The sequence below is a fragment of the Streptomyces sp. 63XJN7_1_ISO-PGPR-S23-121 genome (assembly GCF_056173025.1).
In genome coordinates this window covers 24215-42908 of record NZ_CM149653.1, presented here as the reverse complement: position 1 = coordinate 42908, position 18694 = coordinate 24215, and the positions used below count along the sequence as shown (strand labels likewise).

Annotated in this window: 17 protein-coding genes and 1 tRNA gene; 7 read left to right on the top strand and 11 right to left on the bottom strand. The window is 71.9% G+C overall.

Annotated elements, in window-relative coordinates:
* Positions 1 to 7: 7 nt before the first annotated feature.
* The 6 genes from AC0VYN_RS00200 to AC0VYN_RS00175 all read right to left on the bottom strand — a co-directional run bounded on the left by AC0VYN_RS00200 (position 8) and on the right by AC0VYN_RS00175 (position 5749).
* The gene (locus AC0VYN_RS00200) at positions 8 to 787 is read right to left on the bottom strand and encodes a TrmH family RNA methyltransferase (RefSeq protein WP_475534255.1); all 780 of its coding nucleotides are present in this window, start codon (positions 785 to 787) and stop codon (positions 8 to 10) included.
* Complete coding sequence (locus tag AC0VYN_RS00195; protein ID WP_475534254.1) at positions 784 to 1941, bottom strand: HTTM domain-containing protein; 1158 nt, start codon at positions 1939 to 1941, stop codon at positions 784 to 786. Before AC0VYN_RS00195 ends, AC0VYN_RS00200 begins: the two co-directional genes overlap by 4 nt.
* Complete coding sequence (locus AC0VYN_RS00190; RefSeq protein ID WP_475534253.1) at positions 1938 to 2690, bottom strand: DUF5819 family protein; 753 nt, start codon at positions 2688 to 2690, stop codon at positions 1938 to 1940. The genes AC0VYN_RS00195 and AC0VYN_RS00190 overlap by 4 nt, the downstream gene beginning before the upstream one ends.
* Before the next feature lie 201 nt (positions 2691 to 2891).
* A complete protein-coding gene (locus tag AC0VYN_RS00185) occupies positions 2892 to 3221 on the bottom strand; it encodes a rhodanese-like domain-containing protein (RefSeq protein ID WP_385466906.1) in 330 nt (109 codons plus the stop codon).
* A 177-nt stretch (positions 3222 to 3398) separates the two neighbouring features.
* Entirely contained in the window at positions 3399 to 4211 is an 813-nt protein-coding gene (locus tag AC0VYN_RS00180) for a J domain-containing protein (protein WP_451688428.1), read from the bottom strand.
* A 77-nt stretch (positions 4212 to 4288) separates the two neighbouring features.
* On the bottom strand, positions 4289 to 5749 hold the full coding sequence (locus AC0VYN_RS00175; RefSeq protein ID WP_475534252.1) for a DUF2252 domain-containing protein: 1461 nt from the start codon (positions 5747 to 5749) through the stop codon (positions 4289 to 4291).
* Positions 5750 to 6145: 396 nt separating this feature from the next.
* Here AC0VYN_RS00175 and AC0VYN_RS00170 point away from each other — a divergent pair, with 396 nt between their 5' ends.
* Positions 6146 to 6985: a dioxygenase family protein gene (locus tag AC0VYN_RS00170; RefSeq protein WP_475534251.1), complete on the top strand. Its 840-nt coding sequence runs from the start codon at positions 6146 to 6148 to the stop codon at positions 6983 to 6985.
* Between the two features lie 86 nt (positions 6986 to 7071).
* On the opposite strand, the gene AC0VYN_RS00165 is transcribed toward AC0VYN_RS00170, so the two are convergent.
* Positions 7072 to 7158 (bottom strand) — tRNA-Leu (locus tag AC0VYN_RS00165).
* A gap of 492 nt (positions 7159 to 7650) precedes the next feature.
* On the opposite strand from AC0VYN_RS00165, the gene AC0VYN_RS00160 reads away from it, so the two are divergent.
* The 6 genes from AC0VYN_RS00160 (at position 7651) to pknB (ending at position 15865) form a co-directional block, all read left to right on the top strand.
* Complete coding sequence (locus AC0VYN_RS00160; RefSeq protein WP_475534250.1) at positions 7651 to 8529, top strand: FhaA domain-containing protein; 879 nt, start codon at positions 7651 to 7653, stop codon at positions 8527 to 8529.
* Between the two features lie 10 nt (positions 8530 to 8539).
* Positions 8540 to 9055, top strand: coding sequence for an FHA domain-containing protein FhaB/FipA (locus tag AC0VYN_RS00155; RefSeq protein ID WP_385466866.1), 516 nt, complete (start codon positions 8540 to 8542; stop codon positions 9053 to 9055).
* Positions 9056 to 9196: 141 nt separating this feature from the next.
* Positions 9197 to 10741, top strand: a complete 1545-nt coding sequence (locus AC0VYN_RS00150) for a Stp1/IreP family PP2C-type Ser/Thr phosphatase (protein ID WP_385466869.1) — start codon at positions 9197 to 9199, stop codon at positions 10739 to 10741.
* A 27-nt stretch (positions 10742 to 10768) separates the two neighbouring features.
* Positions 10769 to 12205: an FtsW/RodA/SpoVE family cell cycle protein gene (locus tag AC0VYN_RS00145; RefSeq protein ID WP_475534249.1), complete on the top strand. Its 1437-nt coding sequence runs from the start codon at positions 10769 to 10771 to the stop codon at positions 12203 to 12205.
* Positions 12202 to 13671 (top strand): peptidoglycan D,D-transpeptidase FtsI family protein, encoded by a 1470-nt coding sequence (locus tag AC0VYN_RS00140; protein ID WP_475534248.1) that lies wholly within the window; start codon positions 12202 to 12204, stop codon positions 13669 to 13671. The genes AC0VYN_RS00145 and AC0VYN_RS00140 overlap by 4 nt, the downstream gene beginning before the upstream one ends.
* Before the next feature lie 190 nt (positions 13672 to 13861).
* The gene (gene pknB, locus AC0VYN_RS00135; RefSeq protein ID WP_475534247.1) at positions 13862 to 15865 is read left to right on the top strand and encodes a Stk1 family PASTA domain-containing Ser/Thr kinase; all 2004 of its coding nucleotides are present in this window, start codon (positions 13862 to 13864) and stop codon (positions 15863 to 15865) included.
* Between the two features lie 87 nt (positions 15866 to 15952).
* On the opposite strand, the gene AC0VYN_RS00130 is transcribed toward pknB, so the two are convergent.
* The 4 genes from AC0VYN_RS00130 to AC0VYN_RS00115 are packed head-to-tail and all read right to left on the bottom strand — an operon-like array spanning position 15953 to position 18666.
* Complete coding sequence (locus AC0VYN_RS00130) at positions 15953 to 16723, bottom strand: class E sortase (protein ID WP_385466881.1); 771 nt, start codon at positions 16721 to 16723, stop codon at positions 15953 to 15955.
* Positions 16724 to 16736: 13 nt separating this feature from the next.
* Complete coding sequence (locus AC0VYN_RS00125; RefSeq protein WP_475534246.1) at positions 16737 to 17837, bottom strand: class E sortase; 1101 nt, start codon at positions 17835 to 17837, stop codon at positions 16737 to 16739.
* Positions 17834 to 18472 (bottom strand): aminodeoxychorismate/anthranilate synthase component II, encoded by a 639-nt coding sequence (locus AC0VYN_RS00120; RefSeq protein WP_385466886.1) that lies wholly within the window; start codon positions 18470 to 18472, stop codon positions 17834 to 17836. The genes AC0VYN_RS00125 and AC0VYN_RS00120 overlap by 4 nt, the downstream gene beginning before the upstream one ends.
* Positions 18469 to 18666: a hypothetical protein gene (locus AC0VYN_RS00115; RefSeq protein ID WP_475537069.1), complete on the bottom strand. Its 198-nt coding sequence runs from the start codon at positions 18664 to 18666 to the stop codon at positions 18469 to 18471. The genes AC0VYN_RS00120 and AC0VYN_RS00115 overlap by 4 nt, the downstream gene beginning before the upstream one ends.
* Between the last annotated feature and the right edge of the window lie 28 nt (positions 18667 to 18694).

Sequence of the window (18694 nt, the reverse complement as noted above, 5' to 3'; positions counted from 1 at the left end):
ACGGGCCCTAGGACACCCGCGGCGCGCCCCCGCCGGCGCTCCAGTGGTACAGCGTCATGGCCACGCTGGTCGCGAGGTTGTAGCTGGAGACCTGGGGGCGCATCGGCAGCGCCACCAGGTGGTCGGCCCGCGCGCGCAGCTCCCCCGACAGCCCGCTGCGCTCGGACCCGAAGGCGAGCAGCGCGTCGTCGGGCAGCTCCAGCCCGCGGATGTCCTCGCCCTCCGGGTCCAGCGCGAAGACCGGCCCGGGCGGCAGCAGCGCCACGTCCAGCCGCTCCACGGTGGTCGCGAAGTGCAGCCCCGCGCCGCCGCGCACCACCGTGGGGTGCCACGGGTCGAGCGGACCCGTGGTGACCACGCCGGTCGCCCCGAAGCCGGCGGCCAGCCGGATCACCGCGCCCGCGTTGCCGAGGTTGCGCGGCTGGTCGAGGACCACGACGGGGCTGGTGCGGGGCGTGTGCGCCAGCGTCCGCAGCCCGGCCTCGCGCGAGGGACGCACGGCCAGGGCGGCCACCGCGGTGGGGTGCGGACGCGGGACGAGGGACGTGTACGCCGCGTGCGGCACCTCGCTCAGCAGCCCGTCCAGCACGTCCCGGACGTCCGGCGCCAGCTCGCCGGCGAGGTCGAGGGCGCCCGAGCGGTCGCTGGTGACGGCCACCGGGACGTCGGCCCCGAAGCGCAGCGCGTGCTTGAGGGCGTGGAACCCGTCGAGCAGCACGCACGTATCCGCGTGCCCGCGCCAGACGGTCAGGGCGTCGGGGCGGGGCCCGGGGGCGGGGTCGGTCATGCGGTGAAGCCTACGTGCGCCTGCTCGGCGTCCTCCCGGGCGCGTGCCGCCCAGCCGCCCAGCCGGCGCAGGAACGAGGTCGGCAGGAACACCGCGTCGGCGGCGATCATCGCCAGCGAGAAGAACGGCAGCCCGAGTACCACGGCGATCACCGCGTGCTCGGTGATCATGGCGAACAGCAGCACGTTCTTGACCCGCCGGTTGAACAGCGTGAACGGGAAGGCGACCTGCACCGCCACCGTGCCGTACGTGACGAGCATGACCATCGTGCCGTTGGCCGCCAGCGCTTCGGACAGGCCGGGCCAGGGCGAGAAGTAGTCGAGATGGAGGGGGTAGTGGACGGCGGTGCCGTCCTGCCAGCGCGAGCCCTGGATCTTGTACCAGCCGGCGGTCGCGTAGATGAGGCAGGCCTCCGCCATGATCACCAGCAGGGCGCCGTTGTGCACGATGTCGGCGACGACGTCGAGCAGGATCCGCGGCTCGCCGCTCCTGGCCCACCGCCCCACGGCCCACCACAGGCCCTGCGCCGACCACACCGTCCACAGCAGCGCCGGGACGAACGGGTCGCCGTCGAGCCGGCCCGCCAGCGTCACCACGAGCAGCGCGAACCCGAACACCGCCCACAGGGCGGGCCCGGTCCGGTCGGCGACGCGTTCACCGCGCGCGCGTGCTCCGGCCGCGTGCCGCGCCCGGCGCGCGTCCAGCGACCACACCTGGCCGCAACGGGTGAGGACCAGGTAGATGCTCATCAGGTGCAGGACGTTGTCGCCGCCGTCCCCCATGAAGATGCTGCGGTTCTGCAGCGACAGCACGCCGACCATGAAGAGCACCGACACGGTCCTGGTCCGCCACCCCAGCAGCAACAGCACGCTGCTCAGGAGGGACAGCGCGTAGACGGCCTCGAACCAGCCCGCGCCGTCCCACCACATCAGCGCCGTGAACGCGCCGTTGTCGGAGATCAGCTGCTCGGCGAGCCCGTGGCTCCAGGGCCCGTCGGGGCCGTACAGCTCGTGGCGGTGGGGGAACTCGCGCAGCAGGAACAGCAGCCAGGTCGCACTGAATCCGATGCGGATCACGGCGGTCTGGTACGGGCCGAGCGCGGACCCGGTGACGCGGGCGATGCCGCGCGAGACCGCCAGGACGAGGCCGTTCACGCGAGGCCGCCTTCCGCCTCGCCGGCGGGCACCCGCCACCAGGGCAGCTCCCGGTACACCGGCCGGTCGGAGACCTTCTCACCGCTCCAGTCGGGCGGCGGCACGTCGGTCGTCCGGGAGCGGTACTGGACGCGCCGGACGGCGCCGCCCGGTCCGGCGGCCTCGTTCCGGTCCAGCCGCAGCACCGCGACACGGCGCAGGTAGGACTCGGACAGGGTGCCCCGCAGGCCCACCGGGCGGTTGTCGGAGTCGTGGGTGGCGACGTAGAAGTCGAAGGCCCGGCGCAGCTCGTTCTGCTGGGTGTGGCTCGGCAGCGGATTGCCGTCGATGGCCCGGCCGTCCTCCGCGGACAGGTCGTACCACCCGGTGGTCCGTATCCCGCCGTCCGCCGTGGCCACCTCGGCGCGGACCTGGACGGAGATGTTCTGCTGGAGCGGGTTGGGCGCGAAGAGCTTCCAGTTCTGCTCGAACTCCGGGTAGATCCACGCGTCGACCACGGAGCCGTGCTTCTTGGACAGGGTGTTCGCCGGGGCGACGTGCAGGAACGTCAGTCCGATGTGGGCGCAGACGGCGGCCGCGACGACGGCGAGCGCGAGCACGGCACCGGCCTGGTAGCGCGGGGAGAGCGCGGCGACCCCCGTACGGGGAGGCCCGTCGGACGGCCCGGCAACCGGGGCGGACGGGTCGGCGGACCGGTCCGGCCCGTCCGGCTCCCGCCGGGCGTCCGAGCCTGTGTCGTGCGCGTCCATTCCGCCCCGTTCCCCGGTCCGTCTCTCCGCCCGCCCTGCCGCGGGGGCGCCGCGTGACACCACCGGTGCGCAGGCTGCACGGCGCCCGAACGGGAACGGTACTCAGGACGGCCCCCCGGCACAGCCCCCGGCGGCCCGGCGGCGCAGTGGCCGTCACCACACCGCGCCGTGGGCCGTGGACCGTCGCCCCGTGCCGGACCGCTAGAGGACGTGCCCCGGCTCGCCCTTCCCGTCCACGACGGGCCGGCCGGCGGCGGCCCACACCTGCATGCCGCCGTCGACGTTCACGGCGTCGATGCCCTGCTGGACCAGGTACATGGTGACCTGGGCCGAGCGGCCGCCGGAACGGCAGATCACGTGGACCCGGCCGTCCCCGGGCGCCGCCTCGGTCAGCTCGCCGTAGCGGGCGACGAACTCGCTGATGGGAATGTGCAGGGCCCCGGCGGCGTGACCCGCCTGCCACTCGTCGTCCTCACGGACGTCCAGCAGGAAGTCGCCGTCCTTGAGGTCCGTGACCTCGACCGTGGGCACACCAGCTCCAAAACTCATGTCCCCGACGCTACCCGACACGACGCCCCGCCCGGCCGGCCCGCGGGGCCCGCGCCGCGCGGAGGCGGCGGGCCGGGGCAAACAGCCGGCCCGGATCGTCGTCACCCACCGCACCACGCCTCGGTGCCCCGGCGGCCGGCGGGAGCGGCCCGCCGGGGACTACTGCCCCAGCAGCCCCGCCAGCTCGGCCTCCCGCTCGCCCACCTGGGCCGCCAGCTTCTCGGCGATCTCCTCCAGCAGGCGGTCGGGGTCGTCCGGGGCCAGCCTGAGCATGGCGCCGATCGCGCTCTCCTCCAGCTCCTTGGCGAGCACGGTGAGCAGCTCCTTGCGCCGGTCGAGCCACTCGAGGCGCACGTACAGCTCCTCGCCGCGGCTCGGCCGCCGCTCGGGCACCGGGCCCGCGGCCCACTCCTCGGCCAGCGCCCGCAGCTCGGCCTCGTCGCCCCGGGCGTAGGCGGCGTTGACCCGGGTGATGAACTCCTCGCGCCGGGCCCGCTCGGCGTCCTCCTGTGCCAGATCGGGATGGGCCTTGCGGGCCAGCTCGCGGTAGAGCCTGCGGGCCTCCTCGCCCGGCCGGACCCGCTTCGGCGGACGCACCGCCTGGCCGGTGAGCATCGCCGTGGCCTCCGGGAACAGGCCGTCCCCGTCCATCCAGCCGTGCAGCAGCTCCTCGACCCCGGGGATCGGCATCAGCCGGGCCCGCGCCTCGTCGGCCCGGCGCCGGTCCTCGGGGTCGCCGCTGCGGGCCGCCCTGGCCTCCAGGATCTGCGCCTCCAGCTCCTCGAGCCGCGCGTACACCGGGCCGAGCCGCTGTTCGTGCAGCCGTGAGAAGTTCTCGACCTCCACGCGGAAGGTCTCCAGGGCGATCTCGTACTCGATGAGCGCCTGCTCGGCGGCCCGTACGGCCCGCTCCAGCCGCTCCTCGGGCCGTGGGGCACCGCCCTGCTCGGGCTCAGCTTCCGGGGTCGTCACCCGACCAGCCTAGGCCACGCACCGCCCGCCACCACCGGCGTGCCCGCCGTCCCCGCCGGCGGCGGCGGACCGAGGCGTCACACGCCGGTCTCCGCGGCGATCCGGCCCGCCCGCACCGCGGCGAACAGCTCGGCGTGGTCCGCCTCGGTGCGGTCGGCGTAGGCCAGGGCGAAGGCGGCCACCGCCTCGTCCAGCTCCTCGTTCTTGCCGCAGTAGCCGGCGACCAGGCGCGGGTCGGCGCTGTGCGCGTGGGCGCGGGCCAGCAGGGCGCCGGTCATGCGGCCGTAATCGTCGAGCTGGTCGGCGGCCAGGGCGGCGGGATCGACGCTGCCCTTGCGGTTGCGGAACTGCCGCACCTGGAAGGGCCGCCCGTCGACCGTGGTCCAGCCCAGCAGGATGTCGCTGACCACCTGCATGCGCTTCTGCCCCAGCACCACGCGGCGGCCCTCGTGCGCGACCTCGGGGACGTCGAAACCGACGGCCGCCAGATGGGGCTCCAGCACCGAGGGCCGGGCCTCCTTCACCTGGAGCACGAGCGGCTCGCCCCGGTGGTCCAGCAGCAGCACGACGTACGACCGCGTGCCCACGCTGCCCGTGCCGACGACGCGGAAGGCGACGTCGTGGACGGCGTACCGGGCGAGCAGCGGCAGCCGGTCCTCGGAAAGCGTGGCGAGGTAGGGCTCCAGGGAGGCCGCGACCGCCGCCGCCTCCCGGTCCGGCACCCGGCGCAGCACCGGTGCCGCGTCGACGAAGCGGCGCCCGCCGTCCTCGGTGGCCTCGGTCGACCTGGCCGCGAAACGGCCGCTGGTGTTGGCCCGTGCCTTCTCGCTCACCCGCTCCAGCGTGCCGAGCAGATCGTGGGCGTCGGTGTGGGAGACGAGTTCCTCGTCGGCGATGGCGTTCCAGGCGTCCAGCGCGGACAGCCGGGCCAGCAGCCGCATGGTGCGCCGGTAGGCGCCGGCCGCGTCGTGGGCCGCCTCCCGGCACGTGTCCTCGTCGGCGCCGGCCTCCCGGCCCGCGAGCACCAGGGAGGCGGCGAGCCGCTTGAGGTCCCACTCCCAGGGGCCGTGGACCGTCTCGTCGAAGTCGTTCAGGTCGATCACCAGGCCACCGCGGGCGTCGCCGTACAGACCGAAGTTGCCCGCGTGCGCGTCGCCGCAGATCTGGGCGCCGATGCCCGTCACGGGCGTGCGCGCCAGGTCGTACGCCATCAGGCCCGCCGAGCCACGCAGGAAGGCGAACGGCGTGGCCGCCATCCGCCCGGTCCGTATCGGGGTGAGCCCCGGGATGCGGCCCCGGTGGGACTCCTCGACAGCGCTCACGGCGTCCGGCCGGGCCCCGTCCGGGTCGAAGGCGGCGTGCGCGGACCGCGGCACGCGCCCGCGCAGCGCCTTGCCCTCCGCCTTGGGAGAGCCGTCCGCCGGCCACCGCGCGAACCCCGGCACGCCCGGCACCCGGGCCGCCGATGCCCCGTCGTCCGTCGCACCGGCCGCGCCCGCGGCCTCCCCGGTGTGCGTCCCCGCCATCGCCTCGGCCATCCGACCGTCCTCCCCGACTCCCGTACACGACCCGCGCGCGGCCCGGCGCACCACGGCGTACCCGCCCCGCGCGCCCGGCCACCCGTGTGCCCCGCCGCCGTGCGCCCGCACTCACCGGGCGCACCCGCCGCCGGGGGCGCGCCCCGACCGTACAGCCGCCCGCACCGCCCGTACACGGCCGCCGCGCCCCCTCCCCATAACACCGGGCAGGGGGCGGAACGGGAGGTCCCCCCGGCCCGCCGGAGCGCCGTACGGTTTCGGCGATCAGCCACTGGAACGCGTCCCCCGGAGCACCCTGCCCGCCCCGCACCCCGGGGGACGCGCTCCGTGTCGTGCACGTCCGCCCATCGCCTTCCCCAGGGGCTGCCCCCCACCGAGGAGACCGAGGAGCCCGCCATGACACCCACCCCCGACGAAGCCGGCACCGAGCCGGGCATCAGCCGCAAGACCCTGCTCAGGGCGGCCGTCGCCGCCGGCGCCGCCGTGCCGCTGCTGGCCGGCGGCGCCGTCGCCCTCGCCCGGGACTCCGCGCGCAACCCGGGCACGACCCTGGCACCGACACCCTTCTGCGACGACGGCGACGACCCCACGCCCGACCAGATCGAGGGCCCCTACTTCAAGCCGAGCTCCCCGCTGCGCACCGACCTGACCACCGCGGGCACCGCCGGCACCCGGCTGACCGTCCGCGGCTACGTCTTCGGCCGCGACTGCGTCCCCCTGTCCGGCGTCCTGCTCGACTTCTGGCAGGCCGACCAGGCGGGCGCCTACGACATGGCCGGATACACACTGCGCGGCCACCAGTTCACCGACTCCACCGGCGCCTTCACCCTGCGCACGATCGTGCCCGGCCTCTACCCGGGCCGTACCCGGCACATCCACGTCAAGGCCCAGGCCCCCGGCGAACCCGTGCTGACCACCCAGCTGTACTTCCCCGGCGAACCGCGCAACAACACCGACACGATCTTCGACCCGGCGCTGCTGATGAACGTCCGCGACGCGGGCGGCGGCAAGGAGGCCACCTTCGACTTCGTGCTGAACGTGGACGGCGGTCCCGGCCCGGGCACCCCCACCGACCCGCCCACCGACCCGCCCGGCGGCACCTGGGCCCCCGGCCGCGCCTACCGCGCCGGCGACCGCGTGACGTACGGCTCCGGCGCCTACCGCTGCCTCCAGGCCCACACGTCGATGACCGGCTGGGAGCCGCCCAACGTCCCCGCCCTGTGGGGCCGGGCGTGATCCCACCCGAGTGAGACCTTCCTCACAGCGCGCCGCGTCCGACAACGCGAAAGCCCCCCAGGTCCGAGACCTGGGGGGCTTTCGTCTGGTGCGCGAGGGGGGAGTTGAACCCCCACGCCCTTTCGGGCACTGGAACCTGAATCCAGCGCGTCTGCCTATTCCGCCACCCGCGCATTGGGTGTGTCCTCGGGCCCCGTTCCTTTCGGCCCGGCGCCTTCCGACACCCAGAACATTAGCACGCTGTACGGGGCCGATTCACACCCCTTGTTCGCGGGCGGACGGGGCCTCCCGGGACCGGCCGGGCACTCGTACCGGCCCGTATCCGTTCACGTATCAACCTCGTACCGGTCCCCGCCGTCTCCCCAGGAGCCGGTAGGGGTCCGCGGTCAGGTGCGGGACACTGGTCCACGGCCGCCTCTACGATCCTGGGCATGAGCACCTGCGCGAGCACGCTTCGCAAGGCCGGGGGAGTTCGAAGAGGTGCCACAGCGGGAACTCCGAAGGGCGTCGACACCCGTCGACGGGGCCGACAGGGGGAACCAGCCGATCGACCGGCGCGTGGATACGATCAGTAAGCAGTACCAGGTGGACAGTGCGCGGACACGCGGCACGACGAGCAGTACGCAGGGCAGTGGACAGGACGGCAGCGACGGAGGAGGTGCCCCATGGGAGTCCTGAAGAAGTTCGAGCAGCGTCTCGAAGGTCTGGTCAACGGCACCTTCGCGAAGGTGTTCAAGTCCGAGGTGCAGCCCGTGGAGATCGCGGGAGCGCTCCAGCGCGAATGCGACAACAACGCGACCATCTGGAACCGCGACCGCACCGTCGTGCCCAATGACTTCATCGTGGAGCTGAGCACGCCCGACTTCGAGCGCCTCAGCCCCTACTCCGGCCAGCTCGGCGACGAGCTCGCCGGGATGGTGCGCGACTACGCCAAGCAGCAGCGCTACACCTTCATGGGACCGATCAAGGTCCACCTGGAGAAGGCGGACGACCTCGACACCGGCCTGTACCGGGTCCGCAGCCGTACGCTCGCCTCCTCCAGCAGCCAGCAGGGAGGCCCGGGCCCCGCGGGACCCGCCGCGCCCCCCGCTCCCTCCGGACGCCCCGGCGCACCGGGCGGTGGCTACGGCTACCCGCCCGCCGCTCCCGCCGGCGCCCCGCCCATGCCGGCCGCTCCGCCTCCCGGCGGACGCCCCGGCGGCTACGGCTACCCGCAGCCCGCGGGCGGCCAGCACCTCCCGGCCGCACCCGCGCCGGGCACCCGCACCCGCCACTGGATCGAGATCAACGGCAACCGCCATCAGATCTCCCGCGCGACCCTCGTGCTCGGACGCAGCACCGAGGCCGACGTGCGGATCGACGACCCCGGCGTCTCCCGCCGGCACTGCGAGATCCGGACCGGAACGCCCTCGACGATCCAGGATCTCGGGTCCACCAACGGCATCGTGGTGGACGGGCAGCACACCACCCGCGCTACGCTCCGCGACGGCTCGCGGATCGTCGTGGGCAGCACCACCGTTATCTATAGGCAAGCCGAAGGGTGATCCGGGGGCAATGTCAGAGCTGACCCTCACGGTCATGCGGCTGGGTTTCCTGGCCGTACTGTGGCTGTTCGTGATCGTGGCCGTGCAGGTCATCCGCAGCGACCTGTTCGGTACGCGGGTCACCCAGCGCGGATCGCGGCGCGAATCCGCACGACCGCAGCAGGCCGCGCGCCAGGGCCAGGCGCCTCCACCGCAGCGCCAGCAGCCGAGCGGCGGCCGCGGCCGCCGCAACGCTCCCACCAAACTCGTGGTGACGGAGGGCACCCTCACCGGCACCACCGTTGCCCTCCAGGGCCAGACCATCACGCTCGGCCGGGCACACGACTCGACGATCGTGCTGGACGACGACTACGCCTCCAGCCGCCATGCCAGGATCTACCCGGACCGCGACGGCCAGTGGATCGTCGAGGACCTGGGCTCCACCAACGGCACCTACCTGGACCGGTCCCGGCTGACGTCCCCCACCCCCATCGGCCCGGGGGCGCCGATCCGCATCGGCAAGACCGTCATCGAGCTGCGGAAGTAGTGCTACACCAATGATTGAGCGCGAGCGGAGCGAGCACGCAACGGCGGCCGGCACCCCCGGCCCCGGCGCGCTCCCGACCGGAGGGTGGGCAGTGTGGCTCGACACGACCGGCTGTACCCGGAGCCGACGGGCGAGGTGCGCATGAGTCTGTCACTGCGCTTCGCCGCCGGGTCGCACAAGGGCATGATCCGGGAGGGCAACGAGGACTCCGGTTACGCCGGTCCCCGCCTGCTCGCCATCGCCGACGGCATGGGCGGCCAGGCCGCCGGTGAGGTCGCCTCCTCCGAGGTGATCTCCACCATCGTCGCCCTCGACGACGACGTGCCCGGCTCGGACATCCTCACCTCCCTGGGCACCGCCGTGCAGCGCGCCAACGACCAGCTGCGGCACATGGTCGAGGAGGACCCCGCCCTCGAGGGCATGGGCACCACCCTCACCGCCCTGCTCTGGACCGGCCAGCGCCTCGGCCTCGTCCACGTCGGCGACTCCCGCGCCTACCTCCTGCGCGACGGCGTCCTCACCCAGATCACCCAGGACCACACCTGGGTGCAGCGCCTGGTCGACGAGGGACGCATCACCGAGGAGGAGGCCGGCACCCACCCGCAGCGCTCCCTGCTGATGCGGGCCCTCGGCAGCGGCGACCACGTCGAGCCCGACCTGTCGATCCGCGAGGTGCGGGCCGGCGACCGGTACCTCATCTGCTCCGACGGACTCTCCGGCGTCGTCTCGCACCAGACGCTCGAGGACACCCTCGCCAGCTACCAGGGCCCCCAGGAGACGGTGCAGGAGCTGATCCAGCTCGCGCTGCGCGGCGGCGGCCCCGACAACATCACCGTCATCGTCGCCGACGTCCTGGACCTCGACACCGGCGACACCCTCGCCGGCCAGCTCTCCGACACGCCCGTCGTCGTCGGCGCCGTCGCCGAGAACCAGGCCCAGTTCGGCGACAACGGCATCATGCAGACCCCGGCCGGCCGGGCCGCCGGCCTCGGCCGCCAGGGCGGCGGCCGGCACGGCGGGGGCGAGTTCGGCCCGCCCGGCAGCGGCGACACCACCGGCTACATCCCGGCCGGCGGCTTCGACGACTACGGCGACGACGACTTCGTCAAACCCCGCAAGAACCGCAAGTGGCTCAAGCGGTCCTTCTACACCGTGCTCGCCCTCGCCGTCGTCGGCGGCGGCCTCTACGGCGGCTGGCGCTGGACGCAGACCCAGTACTACGTCGGCATCAACAACGACCACGTCGCCCTGTACCGGGGCATCAGCCAGGACCTGGCCTGGGTCTCGCTCTCCGAGGTCCAGAAGGACCACCCCGAGATCGAACTCAAGTACCTGCCGCCCTACCAGCAGAAGCTCGTCGAGTCGACCATCGCCGAAGGCGACCTGAACGACGCCCGGGCGAAGATCGAAGAGCTGTCGGTCCAGGCCTCCGCCTGCAGGAAGCAGGCCGAACGGCGGGCCGCGGACAGCGAGAACGCGAAGACGGGCGAGGGCGAGGCCGGGGGCACCACGGGAACCACTCCCGCCTCCTTCACGTCCAAGGCCACACCGACGCCCAGCGCGTCGGCGCCGTCCAAGACGCCCGAATCGTCACCGTCCCCGTCCACGACCGCACCCACTACCAGCCCCGGCCCCAGCCTCTCGGAGGAGGAGCAGAAGGTCGTCTCGCTGTGCGGTAAGCAGTAGGCAAGCCGTGAGAGGCCCCGTCACACGATGAGCAGTACTTCCAACTCGCCGACGCACCACACGTCCACGATCGGAGCCATCGGCGCGCCCAGCCGCCGCAACACCGAGCTGGCCCTGCTGGTGTTCGCCGTCGTCATCCCGGTCTTCGCCTACGCCAACGTGGGCCTGGCCATCAACGACGAGGTACCCGCCGGACTGCTGAGCTACGGCCTCGGCCTCGGCCTCCTGGCCGGCGTCGGTCACCTGGTCGTGCGCAAGTTCGCGCCCTACGCGGACCCCTTGCTGCTGCCGCTGGCCACCCTGCTCAACGGCCTCGGCCTGGTCGCCATCTGGCGCCTGGACCAGTCCGAACTGCTCCAGAACATCAAGCAGGCCGGCACCGCCGCACCCCGCCAGCTGATGTACACCGCGATGGGCATCGCGCTGTTCGTCGCCGTGATGATCTTCCTCAAGGACCACCGCGTCCTGCAGCGCTACACCTACATCTCCATGGTGGGCGCCCTGTTCCTCCTGCTGCTCCCGCTGGTCCCGGGCCTCGGCAAGAACATCTACGGCGCCAAGATCTGGATCCAGATCGGCTCGTTCTCCATCCAGCCCGGAGAGTTCGCCAAGATCGTCCTGGCGATCTTCTTCGCCGGCTACCTGATGGTGAAGCGCGACGCCCTCGCCCTGGCCAGCCGCCGCTTCATGGGCCTCTACCTGCCGCGCGGCCGCGACCTCGGCCCCATCCTGGTCGTCTGGATCGTCTCGATCCTCATCCTCGTCTTCGAGACCGACCTCGGCACCTCGCTGCTGTTCTTCGGCATGTTCGTGATCATGCTGTACGTCGCCACCGAACGGACCAGCTGGATCGTCTTCGGTCTGCTGATGTCCGCCGTCGGCGCCGTCGGCGTGGCCAGCTTCGAACCGCACATCCAGCAGCGTGTCGACGCCTGGCTCGACCCGATGGGCGAGTACCTGCTCTCCCGCCAGAACGTCGTCGGTCACTCCGAGCAGGCCATGCAGGCCCTGTGGGCCTTCGGCTCCGGCGGCACCCTCGGCACCGGCTGGGGCCAGGGCCACTCCGAGCTGATCCGCTTCGCCGCCAACTCCGACTTCATCCTCGCCACCTTCGGCGAGGAGCTCGGCCTGGCCGGCCTGATGGCCCTGCTTCTGCTCTACGCACTCATCGTGGAGCGCGGCGTGCGCACCGCCCTGGCCGCCCGCGACCCCTTCGGCAAGCTGCTCGCCATCGGCTTGTCCGGTGCCTTCGCGCTCCAGGTGTTCGTCGTGGCGGGCGGTGTGATGGGCCTCATCCCGCTCACCGGTATGACGATGCCGTTCCTGGCCTACGGAGGTTCGTCCGTCATCGCCAACTGGGCGCTGATCGGCATCCTGCTGCGCATCAGCGACACCGCCCGCAGGCCCGCCCCCGCGCCCGCCGCCAACCCCGACGCCGAGATGACCCAGGTGGTCCGACCGTGAACAAGCCCCTGCGCCGCATCGCGATCTTCTGCGGACTCCTGGTCCTCACCCTGCTCATCCGCGACAACTGGCTCCAGTACGTCCAGGCCGACGAACTGAAGAACGACGAGGACAACCGCCGCGTCGCCATCGAGCGCTACGCCACCCCGCGCGGCGACATCATCGTCGACGGCAAGGCCATCACCGGGCACGCCACCACCGAGGGCGACTTCAAGTACAAGCGCACCTACAAGGACGGCGCCATGTGGGCGCCCGTCACCGGTTACGTCTCCCAGGCCTACGGCGCCACCCAGCTCGAGAACATCGACGACGGCATCCTCACCGGCAACGACGACCGGCTCTTCTTCCGCAACACCCTCGACATGCTCACCGGCAAGAAGCGCGAGGGCGGCAACGTCGTCACCACGCTCAACACCGCCGCGCAGAAGGCCGCCTACCAGGGCCTGAAGAAGCAGGGCGGCAAGGGCGCCGTCGCCGCCATCGAGCCCTCCACCGGCAAGATCCTGGCCCTGGCCTCGTACCCCTCGTACGACCCCTCGACGATCGCCGGCGGCAGCGACGCCGACGGCAAGGCCTGGAACAAGATCATCGAGAAGAACAACCCCGACAAGCCGATGCTCAACCGCGCCCTGCGCGAGGTCTACCCGCCCGGTTCGACCTTCAAGGTCGTCACCGCCGCGGCCGCGCTGGAGCACGGCAAGTACACCTCGGCCGACGAGAAGACCGACTCGCCGCTGCCGTGGACCATGCCCGGAACCAGCACCCCGCTGAACAACGAGGGCGACCTGCCCTGCGAGAACGCCACCCTCCGCGAGGCCCTGCGCGTCTCCTGCAACACCGTCTTCGGCAAGATCGGCTACGACCTCGGCAACGACAAGATGCTCGAGACGGCCAAGAAGTTCGGCTTCACCGAGGAGCAGTTCGTCCCCGTCCGCTCCAGCGCGTCGGTCTTCTCCGAGGACATGAACGACTCGCAGGTCGCGCTCTCCTCCATCGGCCAGTTCAACACCGCCGCCACCCCGCTGCAGATGGCCATGGTCACCTCGGCCATCGCCAACAACGGCACCCTGATGAAGCCGTACATGGTGGACGAGCTCCAGGCGCCCAACCTCGACACCATCGAGAAGACGGACCCGCAGGAGATGAGCAAGCCGCTGTCCGCGGAGAACGCCCAGATCCTGCAGTCGATGATGGAGACCGTCGTCAAGGACGGCACGGGAACCAACGCGCAGATCGACGGCGTCACCGTAGGCGGCAAGACCGGTACCGCGCAGCACGGTGTCGAGAACAGCGAGAACCCGTACGCCTGGTTCATCTCGTACGCCAAGACCGACGGCGGTTCGCCGGTCGCCGTGGCCGTGGTGATCGAGGACGAGAACGCCAGCCGCGACGACATCTCCGGCGGCGGTCTCGCGGCCCCCATCGCGAAGAACGTGATGGAGGCCGTCATCAACAGCAAGAAGTGACCAAGCACTGAACGGGACGTGACTCCGCTCACGTCCCCTTCACATCGACGCACGTTGCGATACCGGTCCTGTATCGGGTACCGGGCTTGGCCAGGTCACACAGAACGAGCCGGGTACGGTAGGCCGGACGGCAGCCCCCGACCGTACAAGCATGCCGGTCGGGACCGACGGAGAGGGCTGGTAGGTAACCATGGAAGAGCCGCGTCGCCTCGGCGGCCGGTACGAGCTGGGCCAGGTGCTCGGCCGTGGTGGCATGGCGGAGGTATACCTCGCGCACGACACCCGGCTCGGCCGCACCGTGGCGGTGAAGACGCTCCGCGCGGACCTCGCGCGAGACCCGTCCTTCCAGGCCCGGTTCCGCCGGGAGGCCCAGTCGGCCGCCTCGCTCAACCATCCCGCGATCGTCGCGGTCTACGACACGGGCGAGGACTACATCGACAACGTGTCGATCCCGTACATCGTCATGGAGTACGTCGACGGGTCCACACTCCGTGAGCTCCTCCACTCCGGCCGCAAGCTGCTGCCCGAGCGGACGCTGGAGATGACCATCGGTATCCTCCAGGCCCTGGAGTACTCGCACCGCGCCGGCATCGTCCACCGCGACATCAAGCCCGCCAACGTCATGCTGACGCGCAACGGCCAGGTCAAGGTCATGGACTTCGGCATCGCCCGCGCCATGGGCGACTCCGGCATGACGATGACCCAGACCTCCGCCGTCATCGGCACCGCCCAGTACCTCTCCCCGGAGCAGGCCAAGGGCGAACAGGTCGACGCGCGGTCCGACCTGTACTCCACCGGCTGCCTGCTCTACGAGCTCCTCACGGTCCGGCCGCCGTTCGTCGGCGACTCCCCGGTCGCGGTCGCCTACCAGCACGTCCGCGAGGAACCGCAGGCACCCAGCGTCTTCGACCCCGAGATCACGCCCGAGATGGACGCGATCGTCCTGAAGGCCCTGGTCAAGGACCCCGACTACCGCTACCAGTCGGCGGACGAGATGCGCGCCGACATAGAGGCCTGCCTCGACGGCCAGCCGGTCGCCGCCACCGCCGCGATGGGTGTCATGGCGGCCGGGGGCTACGGCTACCCCGACGACCAGCAGACCACCGCCCTGCGCTCGGACTCCGGCGCGGGCGCGGGCGCTACGACCATGCTGCCGCCGATGAACGCCGACGACGGCGGCTACGGCTACGACGACCGCCCCGGGCGGCGCCGGCAGCAGAAGAAGTCCCACACCTCCACGATCCTCCTGGTCCTGGCCGGCATCCTCGTGCTCGTCGGCGCCATCATGATCGGCAAGTACGCCATCGGGGGCGGGGGCGTGGGCAACGACAACGTCCCGGTGCCGAACTTCGTGGGCCTCACCAAGCAAGAGGCCGGCAACCAGGCGACCAACGCCGACCTGGAGCTGGCGTTCAGCGAGAAGCCCTGCGAGGACCAGGCCAAGGGCCACATCTGCTCGCAGGACCAGAAGCCGGACACCGAGGTCAAGAAGAACTCGACCGTCAACCTGGTCGTCTCGACCGGCGCGCCCAAGGCCGAGGTCCCGGACGTCGAGGGCCAGACCTTCGCCGACGCCGAGAAGGCCCTGAAGGACGCGGGTTTCGAGGTCGAGAAGGAGTCCAAGGAGTCGACGCAGGCCCCGGACACGGTGCTCTCCCAGAACCCCGAGGGCGGCGAGTCGCGCGAGAAGGGCTCGACCGTCACGCTCACCGTCGCCCGGGAGACCTCCCAGGTGACCGTGCCGAGCCTGCTGGGCCTGAGCCCGGCGGACGCCGAGCAGCGTCTGAACGAGAAGGGCCTCGTCCTCGGTTCCCAGACGGAGGAGGAGTCCACCGCTCAGCCCGAGGGCACCATCTTCGAGCAGAGCTTCAGCCCGGGCAGCGACGTGGACCGCGGCAGCACGGTCACGGTGAAGATCGCCAAGGCACCGAAGAAGACCGCGGTGCCCGAGGTCCGGACCAAGACCCTTGGGGAGGCCCGGCAGATCCTCCAGCAGAACGGGTTCACGAACATCCAGCTCGTCCCCGGTTCCCCGGGTGACGACAACGCGATGGTCATAGGCCTCACCCCGCAGCCCGGCACCGAGGTGGACGACCCGGCCGCCACGCCGATCCAGCTGCAGACCGCCGGCGGCAACGGCCACAACGGCAACAACGACGGCGGCGGCTTCATCGGCGGCCTCGGCCGCGACTGACGCCACCGCCACTGGACGGACGGAGCCCCGGCCCTCGCCAGAGGACCGGGGCTCCGTGGTGTGCGAGGCCGCGTCAGGCGGCGGCACTCACCTCAGTTCCGCCGGCGGGGTCCGCTCGCCGTCCACCTTCTCCGTGCGGACCAGCTCGCCCCACACCACGTACCGGTACCGGCTCGTGTACACCGGCGTGCAGGTCGTCAGCGTGATGTAGTGCCCCGCCTTGGTCTTCCCGGACTCCTTGGGAACGGCCCCGAGCACCTTCACGTTGTACTTCGAGGTCTCCGGGAGGATGCCGTAGACCTTGTACACGTACCAGGTGTCCTTCGTCTCGAAGACGATCGGGTCACCCTTCTCGATCTTGTCGATGTCGTGGAACTTCGCACCGTGTCCGTCGCGGTGGGCCGCCAGCGCGAAGTTGCCCTCCTTGCCCGACGTCGGAAGCTCCGACTTCACCGGTTCGGTGTAGTAGCCGGCCACGCCGTCGTTGAGGACCTTCATCGACGTGCCCTTCTCCACCAGGACGTCGCCGCTCCCCATCGCGGGCACGTGCAGGAAGCCGATGCCCGCCTTGGTGTCCAGCGCACCCGGCCCGCTCCGGCCCACCCGGTCCTGCGCCCAGTTGTCACGGACCTCGTCGGCCTGCCTGCCGGCCGCGCGGTCGGCGACGACGTTCGTCCACCACAGCGAGTAGACGACGAACAGGCCCAGCACCAGGCCCGCCGTGATGAGGAGTTCACCGCAGACACTGACGACCAGGGCGACGGCCCGCCCCGGGCGGCGACGGCGGCGTGCTGCGGACGGCGGCCGGCCGGACGCGTCGGTGTGCTCTTCGTGATCCGTGTCGGTGGTCGCTGCCACTGGTCATCCGCCCTTAATTGACGAGCGCATCCGGCTTGCCCTTGCTGCGCGGCCGTTCCTCGACCATCTTGCCCCAGACGATCATCCGGTACTTGCTGGTGAACTCGGGGGTGCACGTGGTCAGCGTGATGTAGCGCCCGGGCCCGGTGAACCCCGACTGCCTGGGCACCGGGTCGAGGACGCTGGTGTTGCTCGGTGGCGTCACCGGCAGGATCGACGACATCTTGTAGACGTAGTACTCGTCCTGCGTCTCCACGACGACGGGGTCGCCCGGCTCCAGCTTGTTGATGTAGCGGAACGGCTCACCGTGCGTGTTGCGGTGCCCGGCGAGCCCGAAGTTGCCGCTCCTGGCGTCCGGCATCGCCGTCTTGAGCGGGTCCTCGGCGTAGTGCCCCACCATGCCGCGGTCCAGCACCTTCTTGCTGCTGACGCCCTCGGCGATCGGCACCACCACGTCCAGCTTCGGGATGTGCAGGATGGCGAAGCCCTGCCCCGGCTCGAAGGCCCCCGGGTTCCGCTTGCCGCTCGCCCAGTCGTCCTGGAGGCTGCTCGCCGCCTTGTCGGCCTGGGCGTGCGCCCGCACGTTCGTCCACCACAGCTGGTAGGTGACGAACAGCAGCATCAGCACGCCGGTCGTGATGAAGACCTCGCCGATCGCCCGGCTCGCGATCACCGCCGGGCCCGGTTTGCGCGCGCGGGCCTGGCGGCGGGCCTCCACGCGGGACAGCGGCGCCTTGGGCGCCTCGCGGGGCCCCTGGGCCTCCGACGGGGGCTGAGCGGCCCCACGGCGCCCGTGACGGCCCTTGGTGGCCTTCCTGCGGGCCGCGCGGCCCCCACCGGGTGGTCCGGCCGCCTCGGGGGGAGGAACGCCTTCCGTGCGCCCGGGGGGAGGGTCCGGGACCCGCAGCGCCACCGTCTCGTCGTCGGCGACGGGCGCGTAGGGCTCCTCGTACGCCCCCTCGCCCGGGACGTGCCCCGCGTACCAGCCGTTCCCGTCCGCGTCGTCCCCGAACGAGCCGCCTCCGAACGCACCGGAACCCTCGTACGCGTGCCCGTACGAGGCCCCCTGGTCACCGGCCGCGCCGGACTCGCGCTCGGGGCGCAGCGCGGTCACGCCGTGGCCCTGCCCACCACCGGGGCGAGCCCCGCCGACCTCGCCACCGCGCCCTGGTCGCCGCACTCCACCAGCCAGTTGGCCAGCATCCGGTGCCCGTGCTCGGTGAGCACCGACTCCGGATGGAACTGCACGCCCTCGACGGGCAGTTCCCGGTGCCGCAGCCCCATCACGATTCCGTCGTGCGTGCGGGCCGTCACCTCGAGTTCGGCCGGCACGGTCCCCGGCTCGGCGGCCAGCGAGTGGTACCGCGTCGCCGTGAACGGCGTCGGGAGGCCCGCGAAGACGCCCTTGCCCCCGTGCTCCACCGCCGAGGTCTTCCCGTGCAGCAGCTCGGGCGCCCGGTCCACCACACCGCCGTACGCCACCTGCATCGACTGCATGCCGAGGCAGACGCCGAAGACCGGCACGCCGGTCGCCGCGCAGTGCCGCACCATCTCGACGCACACGCCCGCCTGCTCCGGCGCTCCGGGCCCCGGCGACAGCAGCACCCCGTCGAAACCGTCCTGGGCGTGTGCCGTGGACACCTCGTCGTTGCGCAGTACCTCGCACTCGGCGCCCAGCTGGTACAGGTACTGGACCAGGTTGAAGACGAAGCTGTCGTAGTTGTCGACGACGAGGATGCGCGCGCTCACTGGTTGTCCACCGTCACATCGTTGAAGGGAAGCAGCGGTTCGGCCCACGGGAAGACGTACTGGAAGAGGACGTAGACCACGGCCACCACGAGCACGAGCGTGAGCAGCGCCCTGACCCACGCGTTCCCCGGCAGATGCCGCCAGATCCAGCCGTACATGCCGTCCCTTCCGTCGCACCACGGCACCAGACTCACGCCGTACGGCACCAGACTAGCGGCGCGG